Raw genomic sequence first — 16,634 nt, forward strand, 5'->3', positions numbered from 1 at the left:
GGCCATGACTCCGGATATCGATACTGCGCTCGCCTGGCGCTGGATTCGCCGCATCGCCGACGAAGTTGGCGAGAATCGCTTCACGGGCATCGTTGCCGACGGCGGCTACCGGCTCGAGATCGATGCCCGGGGCGGATGGCGAGCCAGTTATCCGGCCGCTGCCGATGCGGCGCAGTTGCTGACGATCTGGCTGCCGTGGTGCGTGGCCGACGTTAGCGCCGGTCCGCGCGTGATCGCCCAGCTCGGGCAGAGTCTCGATGGTCGGATCGCCACGGCCAGTGGCGCCTCGCACTACGTCACCGGGCGGGCCAGCCTGGTGCATCTTCATCGCCTGCGTGCGCTGGTCGATGCCGTGGTGGTGGGGGCGGGAACCGTGGACGCGGACGACCCGCAGCTGACCGTGCGCCACGTGGAGGGGCGTAACCCGCTGCGCGTGGTGCTCGATCCGCAGGCCCGCGTGCCGCCGTCGCGGCGGGTCTTCCGCGAGCCGGCGGCGCCGACCTGGCATCTGGTCGCCGAGGGCACCGCGCCGGCCGTCCCGGCCGAACACGTCAGCTGCCATCGGCTGCCTGTCGAAGACGCGGGCATTGCCCCGCAACAGGTGATCGCGCTGCTGGCGGCACAGGGTTGCCGGCGCATCCTGGTGGAGGGCGGCGGTGTCACCATTTCGCGGTTTCTGCAGGCCGAATGCCTGGACCGCTTGCACAGCGTGGTGGCGCCGATGATCATCGGCTCCGGTCGCCCCGCCGTGATCCTGCCGGAGATCGACACCCTGGATCGGGCGCTGCGTCCGGCCTGTCGCCAGTTCGCCCTGGGCGAGGATCGGCTGTTCGATCTCGATCTGCGCCGCAGCGCGGATGCTTGAAGGCATCGTCATCATCCGATGTCGCCTCCCGGCAGTTCCCTTTCGTGCCTCGCACGTCGGCGCGTCATGCCGATGCTCCGCCCGGGATGGCGAACAGGTCGCGGTGGCCGACGGTCAGGGTCAGCCGGCCGCGCATCACGGCGTCGAGTCTTGCGCCGTGCCAGCGGTCGACACGCTCCCGCTGCTCGGGAACCTGCTCGTGCAGCGCCCGGTGCCAGCCGGCGAGCAGCGCCTCGGCCAGCGGTAACGATTCCGGGCCCAGTCGCCACGGCGTGGTGGCCTCGCGAACGCGATAGCCATGGCGGTAAAAGCTTTGGCGGAGATGGTTCGGTGCCTGGCTGCCCAGCGCCGGGCCCTGGCCCTTGTCGCGACGTTGATGGGCCGCCAGCGCGGCAAAGGCGAAGCGGTCGTCGTCGTTCTCGACCGCGGTGCCGGTGGTGTCGTGGAAATGGATCTCGCCGTCGATACTGAGCGCAAACAGCGCGGCACAGCCCTGCGCCTGGCAGCGGCTCGCCAGGGCCTCGACCCAGCCCGGCGAAAGCAGATCGAACAGCGCCGAGGCGGTGACCAGATCGGTGCCCTCGAGGCCGCGCCTGATGGCGGTGTCGAGGTCCATTTCGCAGGTTTCGAGATGAACCGGCCGGGCATCGGCGCTCCGCAAGCCCTCGCAACGCAGGCGGGCCCGGGCCAGCAGCGAGGCGTCATGGTCGATCAGGCGCCAGTGCTGCGTGCCGTGAAGCCGCGGTGCCAGATAGCGCAGATTCGAGCCGCTGCCGCAACCGAGATCGACGATGGTTCGCTGCGTGACGAGCGGGCGTGTCGGCGTCGCACGCGCGCTCAGCCAGCGATCCGCCGCGTGGGTCAGTTGGCTGTCGCGGGCGAGATGATCCGCCGATTCGCGCAGCATCAGCCACTGATCGCTGAATCGTCTGTCGGCATCGGGTATTGCATTCATGTCGTCTCCAGCATCGCCTTGCCGAAGGCCTCGGCCGCTGCCGTCCAATCATTGAGGGCCCCACGCGCTGCCCGGGCGCCGTCGCGATAGCTTGCGTAGCGTTCGGGCTCCGTCAGCATCCGCTTCAACGCATCGCGCAGCGCCGGGACGTTGCCGGGCGGCACCTTGATTCCGGCCGTGTCGGGCAGGGTGTGGGCCAGCGCGCCGCCGGTGGTCGTCACCACCGGCAGGCCATGCGCCAGCGCTTCGGTGATCACCATGCCGTAGCCTTCGTAGTGGGAGGGCAGCACGAACAGGTCGGCCCGGCGATAGCGCTCGCTCAGGCTGTGGTTGGGTTGTGGGCCGAGTAGACGGATACGTTCGCCCAGCCGGTGACGCTCGATGGCCTCGCGCACTTCGTCGGCGTAGTCCGGAGCGCGATCGAGCGCGCCGATCAGGTCGCACTGCCACGGCAGTTCCGTCAGCTCGCTCAACGCCTGGACCAGCAGATCCTGGCCCTTGCGCGGCGCCAGGGTGGCGATGCACAGCAGGCGTGGGATGCCGCTGCCGTCGCCTTCGGCCAGCGGGCCGATTTGGACGCCGGGTTCGATCACCGAGATTCTGTCCGCCGGGACCGCAAAGTCGGCCAGCCGCCGGGCGGTATAGAGGCTGGTGACGATGACCTGCTCGACGGCTGCCAGGGCGCGGGTTTCGCTGATCCGGAAACGCTGCTGTTCGGGCACGCCGAGGCCGGTCTCGTCGGCCAGCGGGTGATGCACCAGCGCGGTGATCGCCAGCCGCGTGGCGTGGCGCTCGACGATCGCCGGCAACCCGCCCATGGCGAGTCCGTCGATCACCGCGCGGCTGCCGTCCGCTAGCGCGGTCAGGGCGGTGTCGAGGGCGTGGGAGGCGACGGCGTCGGGCTCCGGGAAACGGCCCTCGAGACCGACCACGTCGATTGTCCAGCCGGCCTCGCGTAGCGCTTCGACGATGCGTGCGTCGTAGATATAGCCACCGGTCAATTGGCCGGGATCGCCGGCGACGATCAGCGTGAAGTCACTCATAAGCCACCTTCGTAGCTCGCCCAGGCGATGTGGGATTCGTGCAGCGTGATCGTCATTGCCGTGAGGTGACGGCCGCCTTCGCCGAGCTCTCCCTCGCGGATGGCGTGAGAGAGCCGGTCGAATACGATCCTGGCCATGAATTCGGTCGTGGTGTTGCGTCCATGGAATTCCTCGAGCTCGTCGAGGTTGTCGAGCGTGAACTCGCTCAGTACGCGCTTGAGCGTCTCGCTGGCCAGGCCGATGTCGACCACCAGGTCGTCATGATCGAGTTCGGGGCGCTTGAAGGTGGCGTCGACCACGTAGGTGGCCCCGTGCAGGCGTTGGGCCGGCCCGAAGGCCTCGCCGTCGAAGCTGTGGGCGATCATCATGTGATCGCGAACGGTCAGGCTGAACATCCCTGGTCTCCTTCTCGCTTCCTTGTTGCACCGTTGTTCTATATCAATCGTAGCGGATGCGTTCGCACAAGGTGTCATTGTCGCCCTGACTCAGGCGCTTGAGCGTCTGCGGCAGATCGCGGAAATGACTTTCGCCACTGATCAGCACGTCCAGGCAGTCGTGGTCGAGCAGCGAAAGCGCCAGCGACAACCGCCGTTTGTGATCCCAGCGCGCGCGATGGCTGGGGGAGACGCTGCCTACCTGGCTCGAGCGCAGGGTCAGGCGGCGGGCATGGAAGGCCTGGCCGAGCGGGAGGTTGACGTCGCGACTGCCGTACCAGCTCATCTCGACCACGCTGGCCTCGAAACCGGCGATGAGCAGTGCCGTCTGCAGGCCGGCGTCCGAGGCGCTGGCGTGAATGACGAGGTCCTGCTCGTCGTCGGCATCGGCCGGGGTGCGAAAATCGACGCCGAGCGCGTCGCCGAGAAAGCGTTTGCGCTCATCGATATCGATCAACTGAACGTGGGCTCCCGGCAATCTGGCGCAGAGCCAGGCGACCAGGGAGCCGACGACGCCGGCGCCGATGACGCTGATGCGATCGCCGATCCCCGGCGCGGCGTCCCACAGGGCGTTGAGCGCGGTTTCCATGTTGGCACCGAGAATGGCACGGCGCGGGGGAACGTCGTCGGGCAGGGGCACCACGTCGTCGGCGGTGACCCGGTAATGGGTCTGATGGGGGTAGAGGCAGTAGACGTAACGGCCATGCCAGTCATGGGCACCCTGTTCCACCACGCCGACGTTGGAGTAGCCATACTTCACCGGCCCCGGAAAGTCGCCGCTCTGGAAAGGCGCGCGCATGCGCTGGTATTCGCTGACCGGTACCTGGCCGTTGAAGACCAGAGTCTCGCTGCCGCGGCTGATCGCGCTGTAGCAGGTGCGAACCATCAGGTCGCCACAAAGACTCAGCTCGGCCTGGCGTATCTCGCCGTTGCCATCGCCGAGCGACCAGAAAGCGTGTGCGTAGGGCATCGTCATGGCGTGTCTGCTTCCTCGTGCCGTCGCCGGTTGAAAAGGGGCATGTGCCCTTGCTTACGAGAAGTATGGCAGAGCGTGGTGATTTAGCGCTGTAGGCAACATCACGGAATTGCGTCCAGAATATATCGGTACGGAGACGCATCGTTCCCCACGTGAGCGGGACCGTGCGCCCCGGACATCGAGGCTGCGGGAGGAGCCGTCATGTCTCATTCATCGATGAGAGCGCCGACCGTTCGTCGCCAGCGTGCAGCCGGTCCATGGGGGTGGCTCGATCTGGCCGCCGGACTGGCGCTGGTCGCTCTCCTGGCGGAGTGGGTGCACTGGGCTTTTGCGGCTCCCGGCGGCTTGCGCTTCACGGCAGGGGGCGTCTACGTGGCGATCGCCACCGTACTGCTGTGGACCTGGCCGTCGGCACGCCTTGGTCTGGGCTGGGCCAACCGGGTCACGCTGTTGAGGGCGGTGTTGATCGCGATCTTCGCCGGACTGGTGGCCTACCCGGCATTCATGCAGCGTCATGTCGAAGGCATCGCCGCGCTGGCGTTATTGGCGTTGTCGCTGGATGGCGTCGACGGTTGGGTCGCACGGCGAACCGGCACGGCAACGGCTTTCGGCGCGCGCTTCGACATGGAACTGGATGCCTTTTTCATCGCCGTGCTATGTGTCGCGGTGGTGGCGCTGGAGAAAGTCGGGAGCTGGGTACTGCTCCTGGGGCTGGCGCGTTACCTGTTCGTGGGCGCGGGCATGTACTGGCCGTGGCTGCACCGCGAGTTGCGAGGCAGCGTCTTCCGCAAGGCGGTCTGTGTGTGGCAGGTCGCTACGCTGCTGCTATGTCTGTTGCCACAAGTCGATGCGATATTGGCACACGCATTGGCACTGCTGGCCGCGCTGTTGCTGTTCGTCTCGTTCGCGCGGGATGTCGTCTGGTTGTGGCGACGCCGGCCTCATGCCATTAGGATCGGGTGATCTTCATCAGTAAGGCTGATCATGGCGCAAGATCCTTTCTGGCTGGGCGATGAACGCATCGAACCCGGCACTCGACGCCAGCTCGAGGTCCCCGTCGCCAAGCTCTATACCCACACGCCGCTGCATATTCCCGTCGAAGTCGTTCACGGCCGTCAACCCGGCCCGGTGCTGCTGATCTGCGGCGCGATCCACGGCGATGAGCTCAATGGCGTCGAGATCGTGCGGCGTCTGCTCAAGCTCCCGGTGCTGTCGCGTCTACGCGGTACCTTGATCGCGGTACCCGTGGTCAATATCTTCGGCTTCGTTCAGCAATCCCGCTATCTGCCGGACCGGCGCGATCTGAACCGCTGCTTTCCCGGCAGCGAGGGCGGGTCGCTGGGCTCGCGCATCGCGGCGCTGCTACGCGAAGAAATGGTGGATCGGGCAACCCACATCATCGATCTGCATACCGGCGCCATCCACCGCACCAATCTGCCGCAGATCCGTTCGCAGTTGCGCAAGAATCCCGAGACCCAGGCGATGGCCGAGGCGTTCGGGGTGCCGGTGATCCTCAACGCCGAACTGCGCGAGGGCAGCCTGCGCGAATACGCCCAGAGTCGCGGCGTACCGGTGCTGACCTATGAGGCCGGGGAGGCGCTACGTTTCGACGAGTGGGCGATCGCGCCGGGCGTGCGTGGCATTCGTCGGGTCATGCGGCTGATCGGCATGCTGCCGGCCGAGGGGCGTCGACGCTCGCCTCCGGCGGCGGAAGTCGCCAACGGGTCGAGCTGGGCGAGGGCGCCGATCGACGGCATCCTGCGCCCGCGCGTGCGCCTTGGCGCACGAGTGGCCAAGAACGAAATACTGGGCGTGGTCGCCGATCCCTTTGGTAACGATGAAGCGCCGGTGGTGGCAAATGCCGACGGTATCGTCATCGGCATGAGCAATCTGCCGCTCGTCAACGAGGGCGAGGCGCTGTTTCATGTCGCGCGCTATCAGGAGATCGACGATGTCGAGAGCGCGCTGGAAAGCTTTCAGTCGCGCTATGAGACGCCGGGGAACTTTGCGGATAGAACTTAGGCGGTTGCGGCCAGGCGCCGCTCATCGACCATGGCGACGGCGTCGTCGTACACCGCAATGCCGGCACCGTCGCGGTGGGCGTTTTCCGACAGATGACGGCGGAAGCGCCGGCCGCCGGGGCAGCCCTGAAACAGACCGAGCAGATGCCGCGTCAGGTGATTGAGCCTGGCGCCCGCGGCGAGACGTTCGACCACGTAGGGGCGAAAAGCGCGAGCCACCTCATGTCGCGTCCGGGCGGGCCCGTCGACGCCATACAGTTCGCGGTCTACCGCGGCCAGCAGCCAGGGATTCTGATACGCCTCGCGGCCGACCATCACGCTGTCCGCGCCTTGATCCAGATGTTCCCGGCAGGCGGCCAGCGTCTTGATGCCGCCATTGATGCCGATATGCAGCTCGGGATGCTGCGCCTTCAGCCGATAGACGCGGGCATAGTTGAGCGGAGGAATGTCGCGATTTTCCTTGGGCGACAATCCCTGCAGCCAAGCCTTGCGTGCATGCACGATGAAGGTCTCGCATCCGGCCGCCGCGACCTGGCCGATGAAGCGTTCGAGGTCGGCGTCCTCGTCCTGGTCGTCGATGCCGATGCGGCACTTGACGGTGACCGGAATCGATACCGCACGCCGCATGGCGTCGACGGCGGCCGCGACCTTGTCGGGGTGTGCCATCAGGCAGGCACCGATCAGGTTGTTCTGCACTCGATCGCTGGGGCAGCCGACGTTGAGATTGACCTCGTCGTAACCCCACGCCTCGGCAATGGCGGCGCATTCGGCCAGCTCACCCGGATCGCTGCCGCCCAACTGCAGTGCCAGCGGATGCTCGGCCTGGTCGTAACCCAGAAAACGCTCCCGTGGCGAGCCGTGAAGGATCGCCCCGGTCGTCACCATCTCGGTATAGAGCAGCGCATGCCGTGTCAGGCAGCGGGCGAAGGCGCGGTAGTCGCGGGTCGTCCACTCCATCATCGGCGCGATGGAGAACGTTCTGGCTGCTGCAATTAGGGTCTTCTGGTTCATTTCGATAAAGTGTAATCCGTGATGGCGGATAGCCAGGGCCTGTTCATACTATGCGCCGCGAGCCGCGTTGCTGCGTCAAGTACGTTCAGGCAAGGCGCGGGACGCCGATAAAGGTTGGTTTCCTTATCCAGTCACGCAACGAAGCCTGGGCGTATTTGACGCGCAACCCGAAGGGACGGGCCGGTTTTTCCGCGAGGCGTCGTTACGAGCCAAGCGCTTGGAACCACCAAAACCCGAGGCTCGCGCCTAGCCTCACGAAAAAACCGGCTCCGTCGTGGCCGCGTGAATAGTGTGATCAGGCCCTAGCCCATGTCGATTTCATCCCAGGCTCTATATATCTTCCGCTGCGTAGCCAAAGGCGGGCATTGTACGTAAATGGGTGAGGTAGCTCCATCATGAGTCATAGAGACATGAGTCGAACAGACACCTATCGCGTAGATGAATGCATCGACACGGGCTGCGTGATCGCCGGTGCCGGCCCGGGAGGCTTGATGCTGGGGCTGCTGTTGGCGCGTGCCGGCATCGACGTGACCATTGTCGAGAAACACGCCGACTTCCTCCGCGACTTCCGGGGAGACACCATTCACCCGTCCACGCTCGAGGTGATGTCCGAACTGGGGCTGCTGGAAGGCCTGCTGGCGCTGCCGCATACCGAAGCCCCCAGACTGCACGCGGAGATTGGCGGGCGCGACGTCACCCTGGCCGATTTTTCGCGCCTGCCGACGAAATGCCGCTTCATCGCCTTCATGCCCCAGTGGGACTTTCTCGACTATGTCGCCCGCGAGGCCGAGAAGCTTCCGAACTTCCGGTTGGTCATGTCCGCGGCGGCGGTAGCGTTGATCGAGGAGCGGAACAGGGTGGTCGGGCTGCGCGCACGAACCCCAAATGGCGAGCTGGCGGTTCGCGCCAATCTGGTGGTCGGTGCCGATGGGCGCCAGTCCGTCATATGTCAGCAGGCCGGACTGGAGGTCGAGCGCTTCGGCGCTCCCCGTGACGTGCTGTGGATGAAGCTGTCGCACGCCCCGGACGATCCACCCTACACGATGGGACATGGCGGTCCGCGCCAGGGATTCGTCATGATTGATCGCGGAGATTACTGGCAGTGCGGATACGTCGTGCGCAAGGGCAGCTTCGCCGAGGTGAAGGCGCAGGGCATCGACGCGTTTCGTGCGGCGGTGTCCTCGGTCTCGCCGTTGCCCGCCGATCGCATGCAGGAAGTCCGATCCTGGAATGACGTGCACTTGCTCAGTATCCGGATCGATCGCTTGAAGCGCTGGTGGCGGCCGGGGCTGCTTTGTATCGGCGATGCCGCTCATGCGATGTCGCCGATCGGTGGCTTCGGCGTCAATCTGGCGATTCAGGATGCCGTCGCCGCAGCGAATCTGCTGGCCGAACCGCTTGCTCGCGGACGGGTCGAGGACAGGCATCTGGCTGCGGTCGAGGCTCGCCGTTCGTTTCCGACCAAAGTGACACAAAAGCTGCAATTGATGATGCAGCGGGATCGTCGCCGTCGCGATTCCGATGAACCCCGGCGTGAAGGACCTCCTGCATTCATGCGTCACATCGCGCGCTGGCCGACGTTGGCGCACCTTGCCGGTCGGCTGGTCGGGCTGGGAATTCGTCCGGAACACGTGCGGTGGGGGAAGAGCTGACTTAGATGGGGCCAGCATCTGCGACCAGGATAGACGTCGCCGAGGACTGAAATTGGTAAATCACTGAAAAATGGTGCCCGGAGCCGGGGTCGAACCGGCACGGTGTTAACCACCGAGGGATTTTAAGTCCCTTGCGTCTACCAATTTCGCCATCCGGGCCGACGACGTCGGGAAACTCGGGAGGTCACCGAACCAGGGGAGTTCGATGCTTGGGAAGTGGAGGCTGGAGTCGGAATCGAACCGGCGTACACGGAGTTGCAGTCCGCTGCATAACCACTCTGCCATCCAGCCATCTGAGTTTGGAGCTTAAAAGGAGATCGACCGGGCTGGCGTTCCAGATCCCGACCCTCACTAACCTTCCATCCTCATCGAGTTATGGAGCGGGAAAGGAGATCGACCGGGCTGGCGTTCCAGATCCCGACCCTCACTAACCTTCCATCCTCATCGAGTTATGGAGCGGGAAAGGAGATTCGAACTCCCGACCCTCGCCTTGGCAAGGCGATGCTCTACCACTGAGCTATTCCCGCTCAACTCGCCGACGCATTATAAGGATAAGTCCGTACCTGTCAAACGCTTATGTCACTTTTCGGTCGCTTTTCGCTTAGAGGGAGCGGGTGAGCTCGGGCCACGCGGCTTTCAGGTATTGAATCATCGACCACAAAGTCAGGACGGCGGCGGCGTAGAGCAGAACGATACCGAGACCGGCGATATGCGAGGCGGGGGGAAAACCCAGCAACAGCAGCAGGGCGACCATCTGGAGCGTGGTCTTCGACTTGCCGATCCAGGAGACGGCCACCCGCTTGCGCTGGCCGATTTCCGCCATCCATTCGCGCAGGGCCGAAATGACGATTTCGCGCCCGATGATGACCAGGGCCGGTAGCGTCAGCCAGAACACCTCGTAGCGCTCGATCAGCAGGGCAAGGGCGACAGCGACCATGACCTTGTCGGCGACCGGGTCCAGAAAGGCGCCGAAGGGAGTGCTCTGATTCCAGCGTCGGGCCAAGTAGCCATCCAGCCAATCGGTGACCGCGGCGGCCCCGAACAGGGCGGCGGTAACCGGCAGGCTCCAGCCGTAGGGAAGGTAGAACAGCACCACCAGCAGCGGTATGAACACGATTCTTGCCAGGGTGAGCATGTTGGGAATGTTCATCGAGCCGCTAGCGTCCTTGCTGAGTTTGGGTGGAGGCATTTTACGCCCGACGCGCGCGCTCATCCATGGAGCGCTTGATGAATGGTGGTCGCCATCTGCTCGTTGATGCCGGGTACGCGGGCCAGGTCTTCCCGAGTCGCCTTGCGGACCCCCTGAAGACCGCCGAAGAAGCGCAGCAGTTCGCGCCGCCGCTTGGGTCCGACACCGGGAATATCCTGCAGCGAGGAGGTCCGTCGCTGCTTGTCGCGACGCTGACGGTGTCCGGTGATGGCGAATCGGTGGGCCTCGTCGCGAATGTGCTGAATCAGGTGCAGCGCTGGTGAACTGGTGTCGAGATTGAGCGTCCTGTCGACCGTCTCGATGAATAGCGTCTCCAATCCCGCTTTACGGGTGACGCCCTTGGCGACGCCGATCAGCGTCATGCCGGTGACGTCCAGTTCGGCGATGACTTCACGCGCCATGTTGAGCTGGCCCTTGCCGCCATCGACGACGAGGATGTCCGGCAGTTTGCCTTCGCCTTTCTGCAGTCGCTTGAAGCGCCGCGTCAGTGCCTGACGCATGGCGGCGTAATCGTCGCCGGCCGCGACGCCTTCGATATTGAAGCGCCGGTAGTCGGACTTGATCGGGCCATCGGCATCGAACACCACGCAGGAGGCCACCGTGGCTTCCCCATGGCTGTGGCTGATATCGAAGCATTCGAGCCTTGCCGGCGGGGTTTCGAGCCCCAGTGCCTCGCGCAGCGAGTCGAAGCGCTTGCTCAACTGGCTGCGGTTGGCGAGCTGCGTCGCCAGGTGCTGCTCGGCGTTGGTTGTGGCCAGGCGCTGCCATTGGGCACGGTGTCCACGCACCTGGGTGGCGACACGCACACGCCGGCCGGCCTGCTCGCCGAGTGCCGACTGGAGCAGTTCGCCGTCCACCAGCGGGTGGGAGGTAATCACCTCCTGGGGAATTTCCTTGGACTGACCGAGATAGAACTGGCTGACGAATTCGCTCAGCAACTCGCCAGCGCCCAGGTCGAGTCCGTTTTCCGGCTGGTAGTGTCTGGCACCGAGCATGCGACCCTGGCGGATGGCCAGCACGCTGATACACAGTCCGCCTGGCTGCTCGGCCAGCGCGAAGATATCGGCGTCGCCAGCCGCGTTGTCGACGAACTGCTTCTCCTGCAGTCGTCGCAACTGCTGTATCTGGTCGCGCAGGCGGGCGGCTTCCTCGAAGTCGAGGGCCTGACTGGCGCGCTCCATATCCTGCGTCAGTTGCTGCGTGACCTGCTCGCTGCGTCCCTCCAGGCACATGACCGCGTGTTCGACGTCGCGCTGATAATCGGCCTGGCTGATGTTGTCGACGCAAGGCGCGCTGCAGCGTTTGATCTGGTACTGCAGGCATGGACGGTCGCGATGGGCGAAAACGCTATCCTCGCAGTTGCGGATACGAAATATCTTCTGCATCAGCGAGAGACTTTCGCGCACTGCCGTCGCGCTTGGATAAGGCCCCATGTAGCGCCCATCCCGACGTTTTTGCCGAGCGCGTTTGAATTCGAGCGCCGGGTAGGGGTGGCGATCGGTGACGAAAACGTACGGATAGGACTTGTCGTCACGCAGCAGGATATTGTAGGGCGGCCGCAGCTCCTTGATCAGCGTCTGCTCGAGCAGCAGGGCTTCGGTCTCGCTACGCGTGATGGTGACCTGGATATCCTGAATGCGCGCGACCAGCGCCTGTGTCTTGGTGTTCAGTGCACCGCGAAAATAGCTGGCGAGTCGCGCTTTGAGTCGCTTGGCCTTACCGACATACAGCACGTTGGCGTGCTCGTCGAGCATCCGGTAGACACCGGGGGACTCGGAGACGGATTTGAGAAAGTGCTTGGCGTCGAATCGCGCCGGGGTATCGATCGGACTGTCGCTCATGTGCGCAGTATACCAAAGTCCGTCCGGGAGCCTGAAAAAGCCTGCACTTTCGCAGTGCCGGGGATCGTTCACTGGAACGTGACGAACCCTTCCACCAGCCCATGGCGCAACCCCAGGTGGGTCAGCTCGACATCGGAGTGCACCTGCAACTTATCGAAGATGCGATAGCGGTAGGTGTTGACGGTCTTCGGGCTCAGACAGAGCTGCTCCGAAATCTGGCTGACCTTGTGGCAATGCATGATCATCATCGCGATCTGCAACTCCCGGTGCGACAGCTGATCGAAGGGGTTGTGCTGCCCCGAGCTGCGGGCGAGCACGACACGCTGGGCGATGTCGGGGCTGATGAAGCGCTCGCCGCCATACACGCGGCGAACGGCTTCGATCATCAGATCCAGTTGCGTTCCCTTGCTGATAAAACCCGCCACTCCGGCATCGATCAATCGTTGAGCCGTGCTTTCCTCGACCTGGCCGGTGAGAACCACTACACGGATCTGCGGCTGCGAACGCAACAGCTTGAGAATGACATCCAATCCGCCGATACCTGGCATGCGAATATCGACCAGGGCGATGTCGGGTGTGCTTTCGCGGCAGGCGTTGAGCGTGCTTTCGCCGCTGTCGGCTTCGGCAACGACATCGATGTCAGGTTCACTGGCCAGTACACGCGCGATACTGGTACGAACCAGGTGATGATCGTCGGCTATCAATACCCTAATCAAGACGACTCCTGCGGTATCCGCTCCCCATGAAAACTCGGTGATGCAAATCGTGCCAGCGTCTTGGCCGGTGGCGCGGTCGTTCCGGTTTTCACCATTTGTTTTACTTGCGTGGCTTCCTTGTTTGACAGAGGCCTTTCCCTTGAAACGTCAGTTTGACACGTTATTGGACCGAATACTCCACTTTCGTTAGACGAAAATTGCCAACGGCAAATGGTCTGCCAGCTGACGTCGTGAAGCGCACATCACATTAATTCCAAAATCCGGTTGACTCCTTTTGACGAGCTTTTTATAGTACGCCGCGTTCCTTCGGGAGCGCCGGTAAGGGGCCTTAGCTCAGCTGGGAGAGCGCAACACTGGCAGTGTTGAGGTCAGCGGTTCGATCCCGCTAGGCTCCACCAAAATTTAGTTTCGAATCAGCCGCTTGGTGAGCTAGACACCAGGCGGCTTTTTCGTTGTCGTAACGCCGTCATGGGCAATCATCGAAACCTATGGCTCTCATAGATAGAGATGATCGAGATCAATGCTTGATATCCGCGTTGAAAATACCAAGCTCAAGAAGTGGTGGCGCCGCTAGCCATTCGTGCGTGGCGCATTTCTATGACCAGTGACAAAGGACATGACACATGAGCGGTGCAAAAACGCGGAATATCAAAGAGGCTCAGGGCAAGGCCGAGGCCCTTTACCCCACTCGCAACGATATCCCGGAGAAACAGCGGGAGAAAGTCGTCGCGATCATGAACGCTCGACTGGCCGAGACGATCGACCTGGCGCTATCCATCAAGCAGGCCCACTGGAACCTCAAGGGCATCCAGTTCATCGGCGTACATGAGATGCTGGATGGGTTTCGGGGCGCGCTGGATGGCCATGTCGATGAGATCGCCGAGCGACTCGTGCAACTGGGCGGGACCGCTCACGGCACGGTCCAGGACGTCTCGAGCAACACCAGCCTGAAACCGTATCCGACCAACATCCACAAGGTGGAGGATCACCTGCGGGCCCTGGCCGATCACTACGCTGCTGTCGGGGCCGCTGTTCGAAAATCCATCGACGAGACGAGCGATCTCGGTGACGAGGACAGCTCCGATCTGTTGACCGGAGTGTCTAAAACCCTGGACAGCAACCTGTGGTTCATTGAAGCACACCTCCAGGAGTAGTACCGACTGGCGACAGCAAGGGCAGGCGGTGGCCTGCCCGCCGAATCCGGCCGTCATCATTCTTCCGCTGCTCGCCTTGGAATCGTTCGCGTTCAGCATCTTCCGGTATTTAGCTTAACCCCATCGCAAGTACCGCTGGGCTTCGGCTCGGTCGGAGCGATGCTGGGCATTCTGTCTGTTCCCGAAAAGGCCTATTCATTTATAGGTTTTTGCACATTCGTTGCCAGCCTCACCTGTCACAATGCTGCAATGAGTTCCTCGTCCGTCATGCGCCATGATTAGGCGATGAGACGAAGGATACGCCGCCGAGGTGAGACCAAGATGCGGGAATTCGTGTTCGATGTGGCAATACGGCCGGCCGCGCAAGCCGACGGTCGATGGGAAGCTTTCGCCCCGGCATTGCCGGGTTTTCTCGTGACGGGCGATGGTGATATCCAGGCATTCGATGCGTTCAAGGTCAGCATCATCGCACACTTGGCTACCCGGCTTGAGACAGGGAAGGGGATTCCGGAACAGGGCTTTGTCGGCCGCTACCTGTCCGACTACGGCTTGATCTTCTGGCAGTTTCTGCGTATCCGCCTCGGTCCCAGGAGAACCGGGCAGGCAGCGGTGGAACCGATCTTTCCCGATATCGACGAACTGCTGCTTCACTTCGGTGATGTTGCACTCGACGACTGACCGTTTCGAGCCAGGCGCAAGCGTGGGCCGCTTGACAGCTTTCGTCGCCAAACGCAGACTTGGGCGCATGAACATTTTAGACACGCTAAACAGCTTCCAGTGGTGGTGGCGCTCCTGAACCGGGCGGCATCGACTCGTGGAATTGTGTGCCGCCGTCAGGGCGGCATTTTTGTGTCTGGACTCCCTGCACGGCTGGTATAGGTACTGAATCGATCCCGATAATGCCGGGTACTCATCTTGGGACCGAAAATCCCGCTGAAACAGGATATTGAAACCATGTCCGTGCTGATGATCGACAATTACGACAGCTTCACCTACAACATCGTCCAGTATCTCGGTGAGTTGGGGGCCGAGGTCGTCACCGTGCGCAACGACGAGATCGACCTGGCCGACCTCGAGCGTCGCGGCCCGAGTCATTTGGTGGTCTCGCCGGGCCCTTGCACCCCGAACGAGGCCGGCATCTCGATGGCGGCCATTCGCCATTTTGCCGGCAAAGTGCCGATTCTCGGTGTGTGTTTGGGACATCAGGCGATCGGTCAGGTCTACGGCGGCAGCGTCGTTCGCGCCCCGCAGGTCATGCACGGCAAGACCTCGTCCATTCGCCACACCGGCCACGGTGTGTTCGAGGGGCTCGACGATCCGCTCGAGGTTACGCGCTATCATTCGCTGGTCGTGGATAAGGCGACCTTGCCGGATTGCCTCGAAGTGACGGCCTGGGTCGACGATGATGACGTCACGCCCGGGTTGATCATGGGGTTGCGACACAAGACGCTGGACATCGAAGGCGTTCAGTTTCACCCCGAATCGATCCTGTCGCGGCAGGGGCACGAACTCCTGGCCAACTTCCTGAAGCGGCGCTAACTACGGCGGAAAACCAACATGCAAATGCGGGATGCCATAGGCGCCTTGATGCGCCGAGAGGACTTGAGCTTCGACGACACCTATGCCGTCATGCAGGTAATCATGACCGGCGAGGCGACGGACGCACAGGTCGCCGGTTTTCTGATCGCGCTGGCGATGAAGGGCGAGACGGCCGACGAAATCACGGCGGCGGCACAGGTCATGCGTGAACTGATGCAGCCGGTGGCGATCGATTGCGATAACGTGGTCGACATCGTCGGTACCGGCGGCGACGGCGCCAATCTATTCAATATCTCCACCGCTTCCAGCTTCGTGGTTGCCGCCGCAGGCGGTCATGTCGCCAAGCACGGCAATCGGGGCGTGTCGTCTTCCTCCGGTAGCGCCGATCTGTTCGATGTCGCCGGCATCTACCTCGATCTGGATGCTGCCACCATCGCCCGCTGCATCGAGCAGGTCGGCGTCGGTTTCATGTTCGCGCCACGCCATCACCAGGCAATGCGTCATGCGATCGGTCCGCGTCGCGAAATGGGCGTGCGTACCGTATTCAACATTCTCGGTCCGCTGACCAATCCGGCCGGTGCCCCCAACCAACTGCTGGGCGTCTATGCTCCGCATCTGGTGCCGCTGGTGGCGGAGTCGCTGCGCAAGCTCGGCAGCCGACACGTGCTGGTGGTCCATGCTGAGGACGGCCTCGATGAAATTTCGCTCGCGGCGCCCACCCGGGTCGCGGAGTTGCGTGACGGCGAGATCCATGAGTACACCATCACTCCGGAATCCCTGGGGCTCGAACGCCAGTCGTTGGCACCGCTGAAGGTGGTGACCGCCGAGGATAGCCTCAAGCTGGTCAAGGAGGCGTTGATGGGCAAGAGCGCGGCCGGGGACATCGTTGCGCTCAATGCCGGTGCTGCGCTGTTTGCCGCCGATATCGCCGACTCGCTCAAGGAAGGCGTGTTGATGGCGCAGGATGCGCAGGCCTCCAAGCTGCCGCTGGAAAAACTCAAGGAATTGGCGGATTTCACCCGCGTTTTTAAAGAATGAGTTCGCCGGGTGAGCCAAAGGAAGCGCTGAATAAATAGGCGAGCGGGATGAAGCGCAAGGCGCACGGAGCGCAGAGGACGAGACATAACATGGGGTTAGGCGAGTCTTCGAGCACCGCGCACAAATTCGCCGGGAGCGAATTTGAACGGCCGTAGGCCGGCCTTTGGTGACCGCTAGGG

Annotated in this window: 16 protein-coding genes and 4 tRNA genes; 9 read left to right on the forward strand and 11 right to left on the reverse strand. The window is 63.1% G+C overall.

Annotated features, from left to right (window positions below):
• Positions 1 to 4 precede the first annotated feature (4 nt).
• Positions 5 to 865 (forward strand): RibD family protein, encoded by an 861-nt coding sequence (locus DOM57_RS09025; RefSeq protein ID WP_110648885.1) that lies wholly within the window; start codon positions 5 to 7, stop codon positions 863 to 865.
• Positions 866 to 929: 64 nt separating this feature from the next.
• On the opposite strand, the gene DOM57_RS22260 is transcribed toward DOM57_RS09025, so the two are convergent.
• Genes DOM57_RS22260 through DOM57_RS09045 form a run of 4 tightly spaced genes read right to left on the reverse strand, consistent with a single transcriptional unit; the run spans position 930 to position 4,273 of the window.
• Positions 930 to 1,820, reverse strand: coding sequence for a class I SAM-dependent methyltransferase (locus DOM57_RS22260; protein WP_110648886.1), 891 nt, complete (start codon positions 1,818 to 1,820; stop codon positions 930 to 932).
• Positions 1,817 to 2,863 (reverse strand): glycosyltransferase family 4 protein, encoded by a 1,047-nt coding sequence (locus tag DOM57_RS22265; protein ID WP_110648887.1) that lies wholly within the window; start codon positions 2,861 to 2,863, stop codon positions 1,817 to 1,819. The genes DOM57_RS22260 and DOM57_RS22265 overlap by 4 nt, the downstream gene beginning before the upstream one ends.
• Positions 2,860 to 3,258, reverse strand: coding sequence for a 6-pyruvoyl trahydropterin synthase family protein (locus DOM57_RS09040; protein ID WP_110648888.1), 399 nt, complete (start codon positions 3,256 to 3,258; stop codon positions 2,860 to 2,862). Before DOM57_RS09040 ends, DOM57_RS22265 begins: the two co-directional genes overlap by 4 nt.
• A 43-nt stretch (positions 3,259 to 3,301) precedes the next feature.
• Complete coding sequence (locus DOM57_RS09045; RefSeq protein WP_204352906.1) at positions 3,302 to 4,273, reverse strand: zinc-dependent alcohol dehydrogenase; 972 nt, start codon at positions 4,271 to 4,273, stop codon at positions 3,302 to 3,304.
• A gap of 201 nt (positions 4,274 to 4,474) precedes the next feature.
• Between DOM57_RS09045 and DOM57_RS09050 the strand changes: the two genes are divergently transcribed.
• Entirely contained in the window at positions 4,475 to 5,236 is a 762-nt protein-coding gene (locus DOM57_RS09050; RefSeq protein ID WP_204352907.1) for a CDP-alcohol phosphatidyltransferase family protein, read from the forward strand.
• A gap of 21 nt (positions 5,237 to 5,257) precedes the next feature.
• Positions 5,258 to 6,295, forward strand: a complete 1,038-nt coding sequence (locus DOM57_RS09055; RefSeq protein ID WP_110648889.1) for a succinylglutamate desuccinylase/aspartoacylase family protein — start codon at positions 5,258 to 5,260, stop codon at positions 6,293 to 6,295.
• On the opposite strand, the gene dusA is transcribed toward DOM57_RS09055, so the two are convergent.
• Entirely contained in the window at positions 6,292 to 7,305 is a 1,014-nt protein-coding gene (gene dusA, locus DOM57_RS09060) for a tRNA dihydrouridine(20/20a) synthase DusA (RefSeq protein ID WP_110648890.1), read from the reverse strand. The genes DOM57_RS09055 and dusA overlap by 4 nt on opposite strands.
• 410 nt (positions 7,306 to 7,715) lie before the next feature.
• On the opposite strand from dusA, the gene DOM57_RS09065 reads away from it, so the two are divergent.
• Positions 7,716 to 8,957, forward strand: a complete 1,242-nt coding sequence (locus tag DOM57_RS09065; protein ID WP_110648891.1) for an FAD-dependent oxidoreductase — start codon at positions 7,716 to 7,718, stop codon at positions 8,955 to 8,957.
• 71 nt (positions 8,958 to 9,028) lie between these two features.
• Here DOM57_RS09065 and DOM57_RS09070 read toward each other — a convergent pair.
• From DOM57_RS09070 to DOM57_RS09095, 6 genes are all read right to left on the reverse strand, one after another.
• Positions 9,029 to 9,116, reverse strand: a tRNA-Leu gene (locus tag DOM57_RS09070).
• 58 nt (positions 9,117 to 9,174) lie between these two features.
• Positions 9,175 to 9,248 (reverse strand) — tRNA-Cys (locus tag DOM57_RS09075).
• Between the two features lie 161 nt (positions 9,249 to 9,409).
• A tRNA-Gly gene (locus tag DOM57_RS09080) sits at positions 9,410 to 9,484 on the reverse strand.
• 74 nt (positions 9,485 to 9,558) lie between these two features.
• Complete coding sequence (gene pgsA, locus DOM57_RS09085) at positions 9,559 to 10,107, reverse strand: CDP-diacylglycerol--glycerol-3-phosphate 3-phosphatidyltransferase (protein WP_110648892.1); 549 nt, start codon at positions 10,105 to 10,107, stop codon at positions 9,559 to 9,561.
• Positions 10,108 to 10,166: 59 nt separating this feature from the next.
• On the reverse strand, positions 10,167 to 12,008 hold the full coding sequence (uvrC, locus tag DOM57_RS09090; RefSeq protein WP_110648893.1) for an excinuclease ABC subunit UvrC: 1,842 nt from the start codon (positions 12,006 to 12,008) through the stop codon (positions 10,167 to 10,169).
• A gap of 68 nt (positions 12,009 to 12,076) precedes the next feature.
• On the reverse strand, positions 12,077 to 12,724 hold the full coding sequence (locus DOM57_RS09095) for a response regulator (RefSeq protein WP_110648894.1): 648 nt from the start codon (positions 12,722 to 12,724) through the stop codon (positions 12,077 to 12,079).
• A 322-nt stretch (positions 12,725 to 13,046) separates the two neighbouring features.
• On the opposite strand from DOM57_RS09095, the gene DOM57_RS09100 reads away from it, so the two are divergent.
• The 5 genes from DOM57_RS09100 to trpD all read left to right on the forward strand — a co-directional run bounded on the left by DOM57_RS09100 (position 13,047) and on the right by trpD (position 16,455).
• Positions 13,047 to 13,122 (forward strand) — tRNA-Ala (locus DOM57_RS09100).
• Between the two features lie 225 nt (positions 13,123 to 13,347).
• Positions 13,348 to 13,878 carry a DNA starvation/stationary phase protection protein Dps gene (dps, locus tag DOM57_RS09105; protein WP_110648895.1) on the forward strand — a complete coding sequence of 177 codons (531 nt, stop codon included), beginning with the start codon at positions 13,348 to 13,350 and terminating at the stop codon, positions 13,876 to 13,878.
• A 321-nt stretch (positions 13,879 to 14,199) separates the two neighbouring features.
• Entirely contained in the window at positions 14,200 to 14,556 is a 357-nt protein-coding gene (locus DOM57_RS09110; RefSeq protein ID WP_110648896.1) for a type II toxin-antitoxin system HicB family antitoxin, read from the forward strand.
• A 276-nt stretch (positions 14,557 to 14,832) separates the two neighbouring features.
• Positions 14,833 to 15,417, forward strand: a complete 585-nt coding sequence (locus DOM57_RS09115; RefSeq protein WP_110648897.1) for an anthranilate synthase component II — start codon at positions 14,833 to 14,835, stop codon at positions 15,415 to 15,417.
• Positions 15,418 to 15,435: 18 nt separating this feature from the next.
• Positions 15,436 to 16,455, forward strand: a complete 1,020-nt coding sequence (gene trpD / locus DOM57_RS09120) for an anthranilate phosphoribosyltransferase (RefSeq protein ID WP_110648898.1) — start codon at positions 15,436 to 15,438, stop codon at positions 16,453 to 16,455.
• Positions 16,456 to 16,634: the final 179 nt, after the last annotated feature.

The sequence above is a fragment of the Salinicola peritrichatus genome (assembly GCF_003206715.1).
Taxonomy (GTDB): Bacteria; Pseudomonadota; Gammaproteobacteria; order Pseudomonadales; family Halomonadaceae; genus Salinicola; species Salinicola peritrichatus.

Excerpts from the sequence above, each read along its gene's own strand:
- DOM57_RS09025 (WP_110648885.1), top strand. The coding sequence starts at position 5 with ATGACTCCGGATATCGATACTGCGCTCGCCTGGCGCTGGATTCGCCGC.
- DOM57_RS22260 (WP_110648886.1), bottom strand. The coding sequence starts at position 1,820 with ATGAATGCAATACCCGATGCCGACAGACGATTCAGCGATCAGTGGCTG.
- DOM57_RS22265 (WP_110648887.1), bottom strand. The coding sequence starts at position 2,863 with ATGAGTGACTTCACGCTGATCGTCGCCGGCGATCCCGGCCAATTGACC.
- DOM57_RS09040 (WP_110648888.1), bottom strand. The coding sequence starts at position 3,258 with ATGTTCAGCCTGACCGTTCGCGATCACATGATGATCGCCCACAGCTTC.
- DOM57_RS09045 (WP_204352906.1), bottom strand. The coding sequence starts at position 4,273 with ATGACGATGCCCTACGCACACGCTTTCTGGTCGCTCGGCGATGGCAAC.
- DOM57_RS09050 (WP_204352907.1), top strand. The coding sequence starts at position 4,475 with ATGTCTCATTCATCGATGAGAGCGCCGACCGTTCGTCGCCAGCGTGCA.
- DOM57_RS09055 (WP_110648889.1), top strand. The coding sequence starts at position 5,258 with ATGGCGCAAGATCCTTTCTGGCTGGGCGATGAACGCATCGAACCCGGC.
- dusA (WP_110648890.1), bottom strand. The coding sequence starts at position 7,305 with ATGAACCAGAAGACCCTAATTGCAGCAGCCAGAACGTTCTCCATCGCG.
- DOM57_RS09065 (WP_110648891.1), top strand. The coding sequence starts at position 7,716 with ATGAGTCGAACAGACACCTATCGCGTAGATGAATGCATCGACACGGGC.
- pgsA (WP_110648892.1), bottom strand. The coding sequence starts at position 10,107 with ATGAACATTCCCAACATGCTCACCCTGGCAAGAATCGTGTTCATACCG.
- uvrC (WP_110648893.1), bottom strand. The coding sequence starts at position 12,008 with ATGAGCGACAGTCCGATCGATACCCCGGCGCGATTCGACGCCAAGCAC.
- dps (WP_110648895.1), top strand. The coding sequence starts at position 13,348 with ATGAGCGGTGCAAAAACGCGGAATATCAAAGAGGCTCAGGGCAAGGCC.
- DOM57_RS09110 (WP_110648896.1), top strand. The coding sequence starts at position 14,200 with ATGCGGGAATTCGTGTTCGATGTGGCAATACGGCCGGCCGCGCAAGCC.
- DOM57_RS09115 (WP_110648897.1), top strand. The coding sequence starts at position 14,833 with ATGTCCGTGCTGATGATCGACAATTACGACAGCTTCACCTACAACATC.
- trpD (WP_110648898.1), top strand. The coding sequence starts at position 15,436 with ATGCAAATGCGGGATGCCATAGGCGCCTTGATGCGCCGAGAGGACTTG.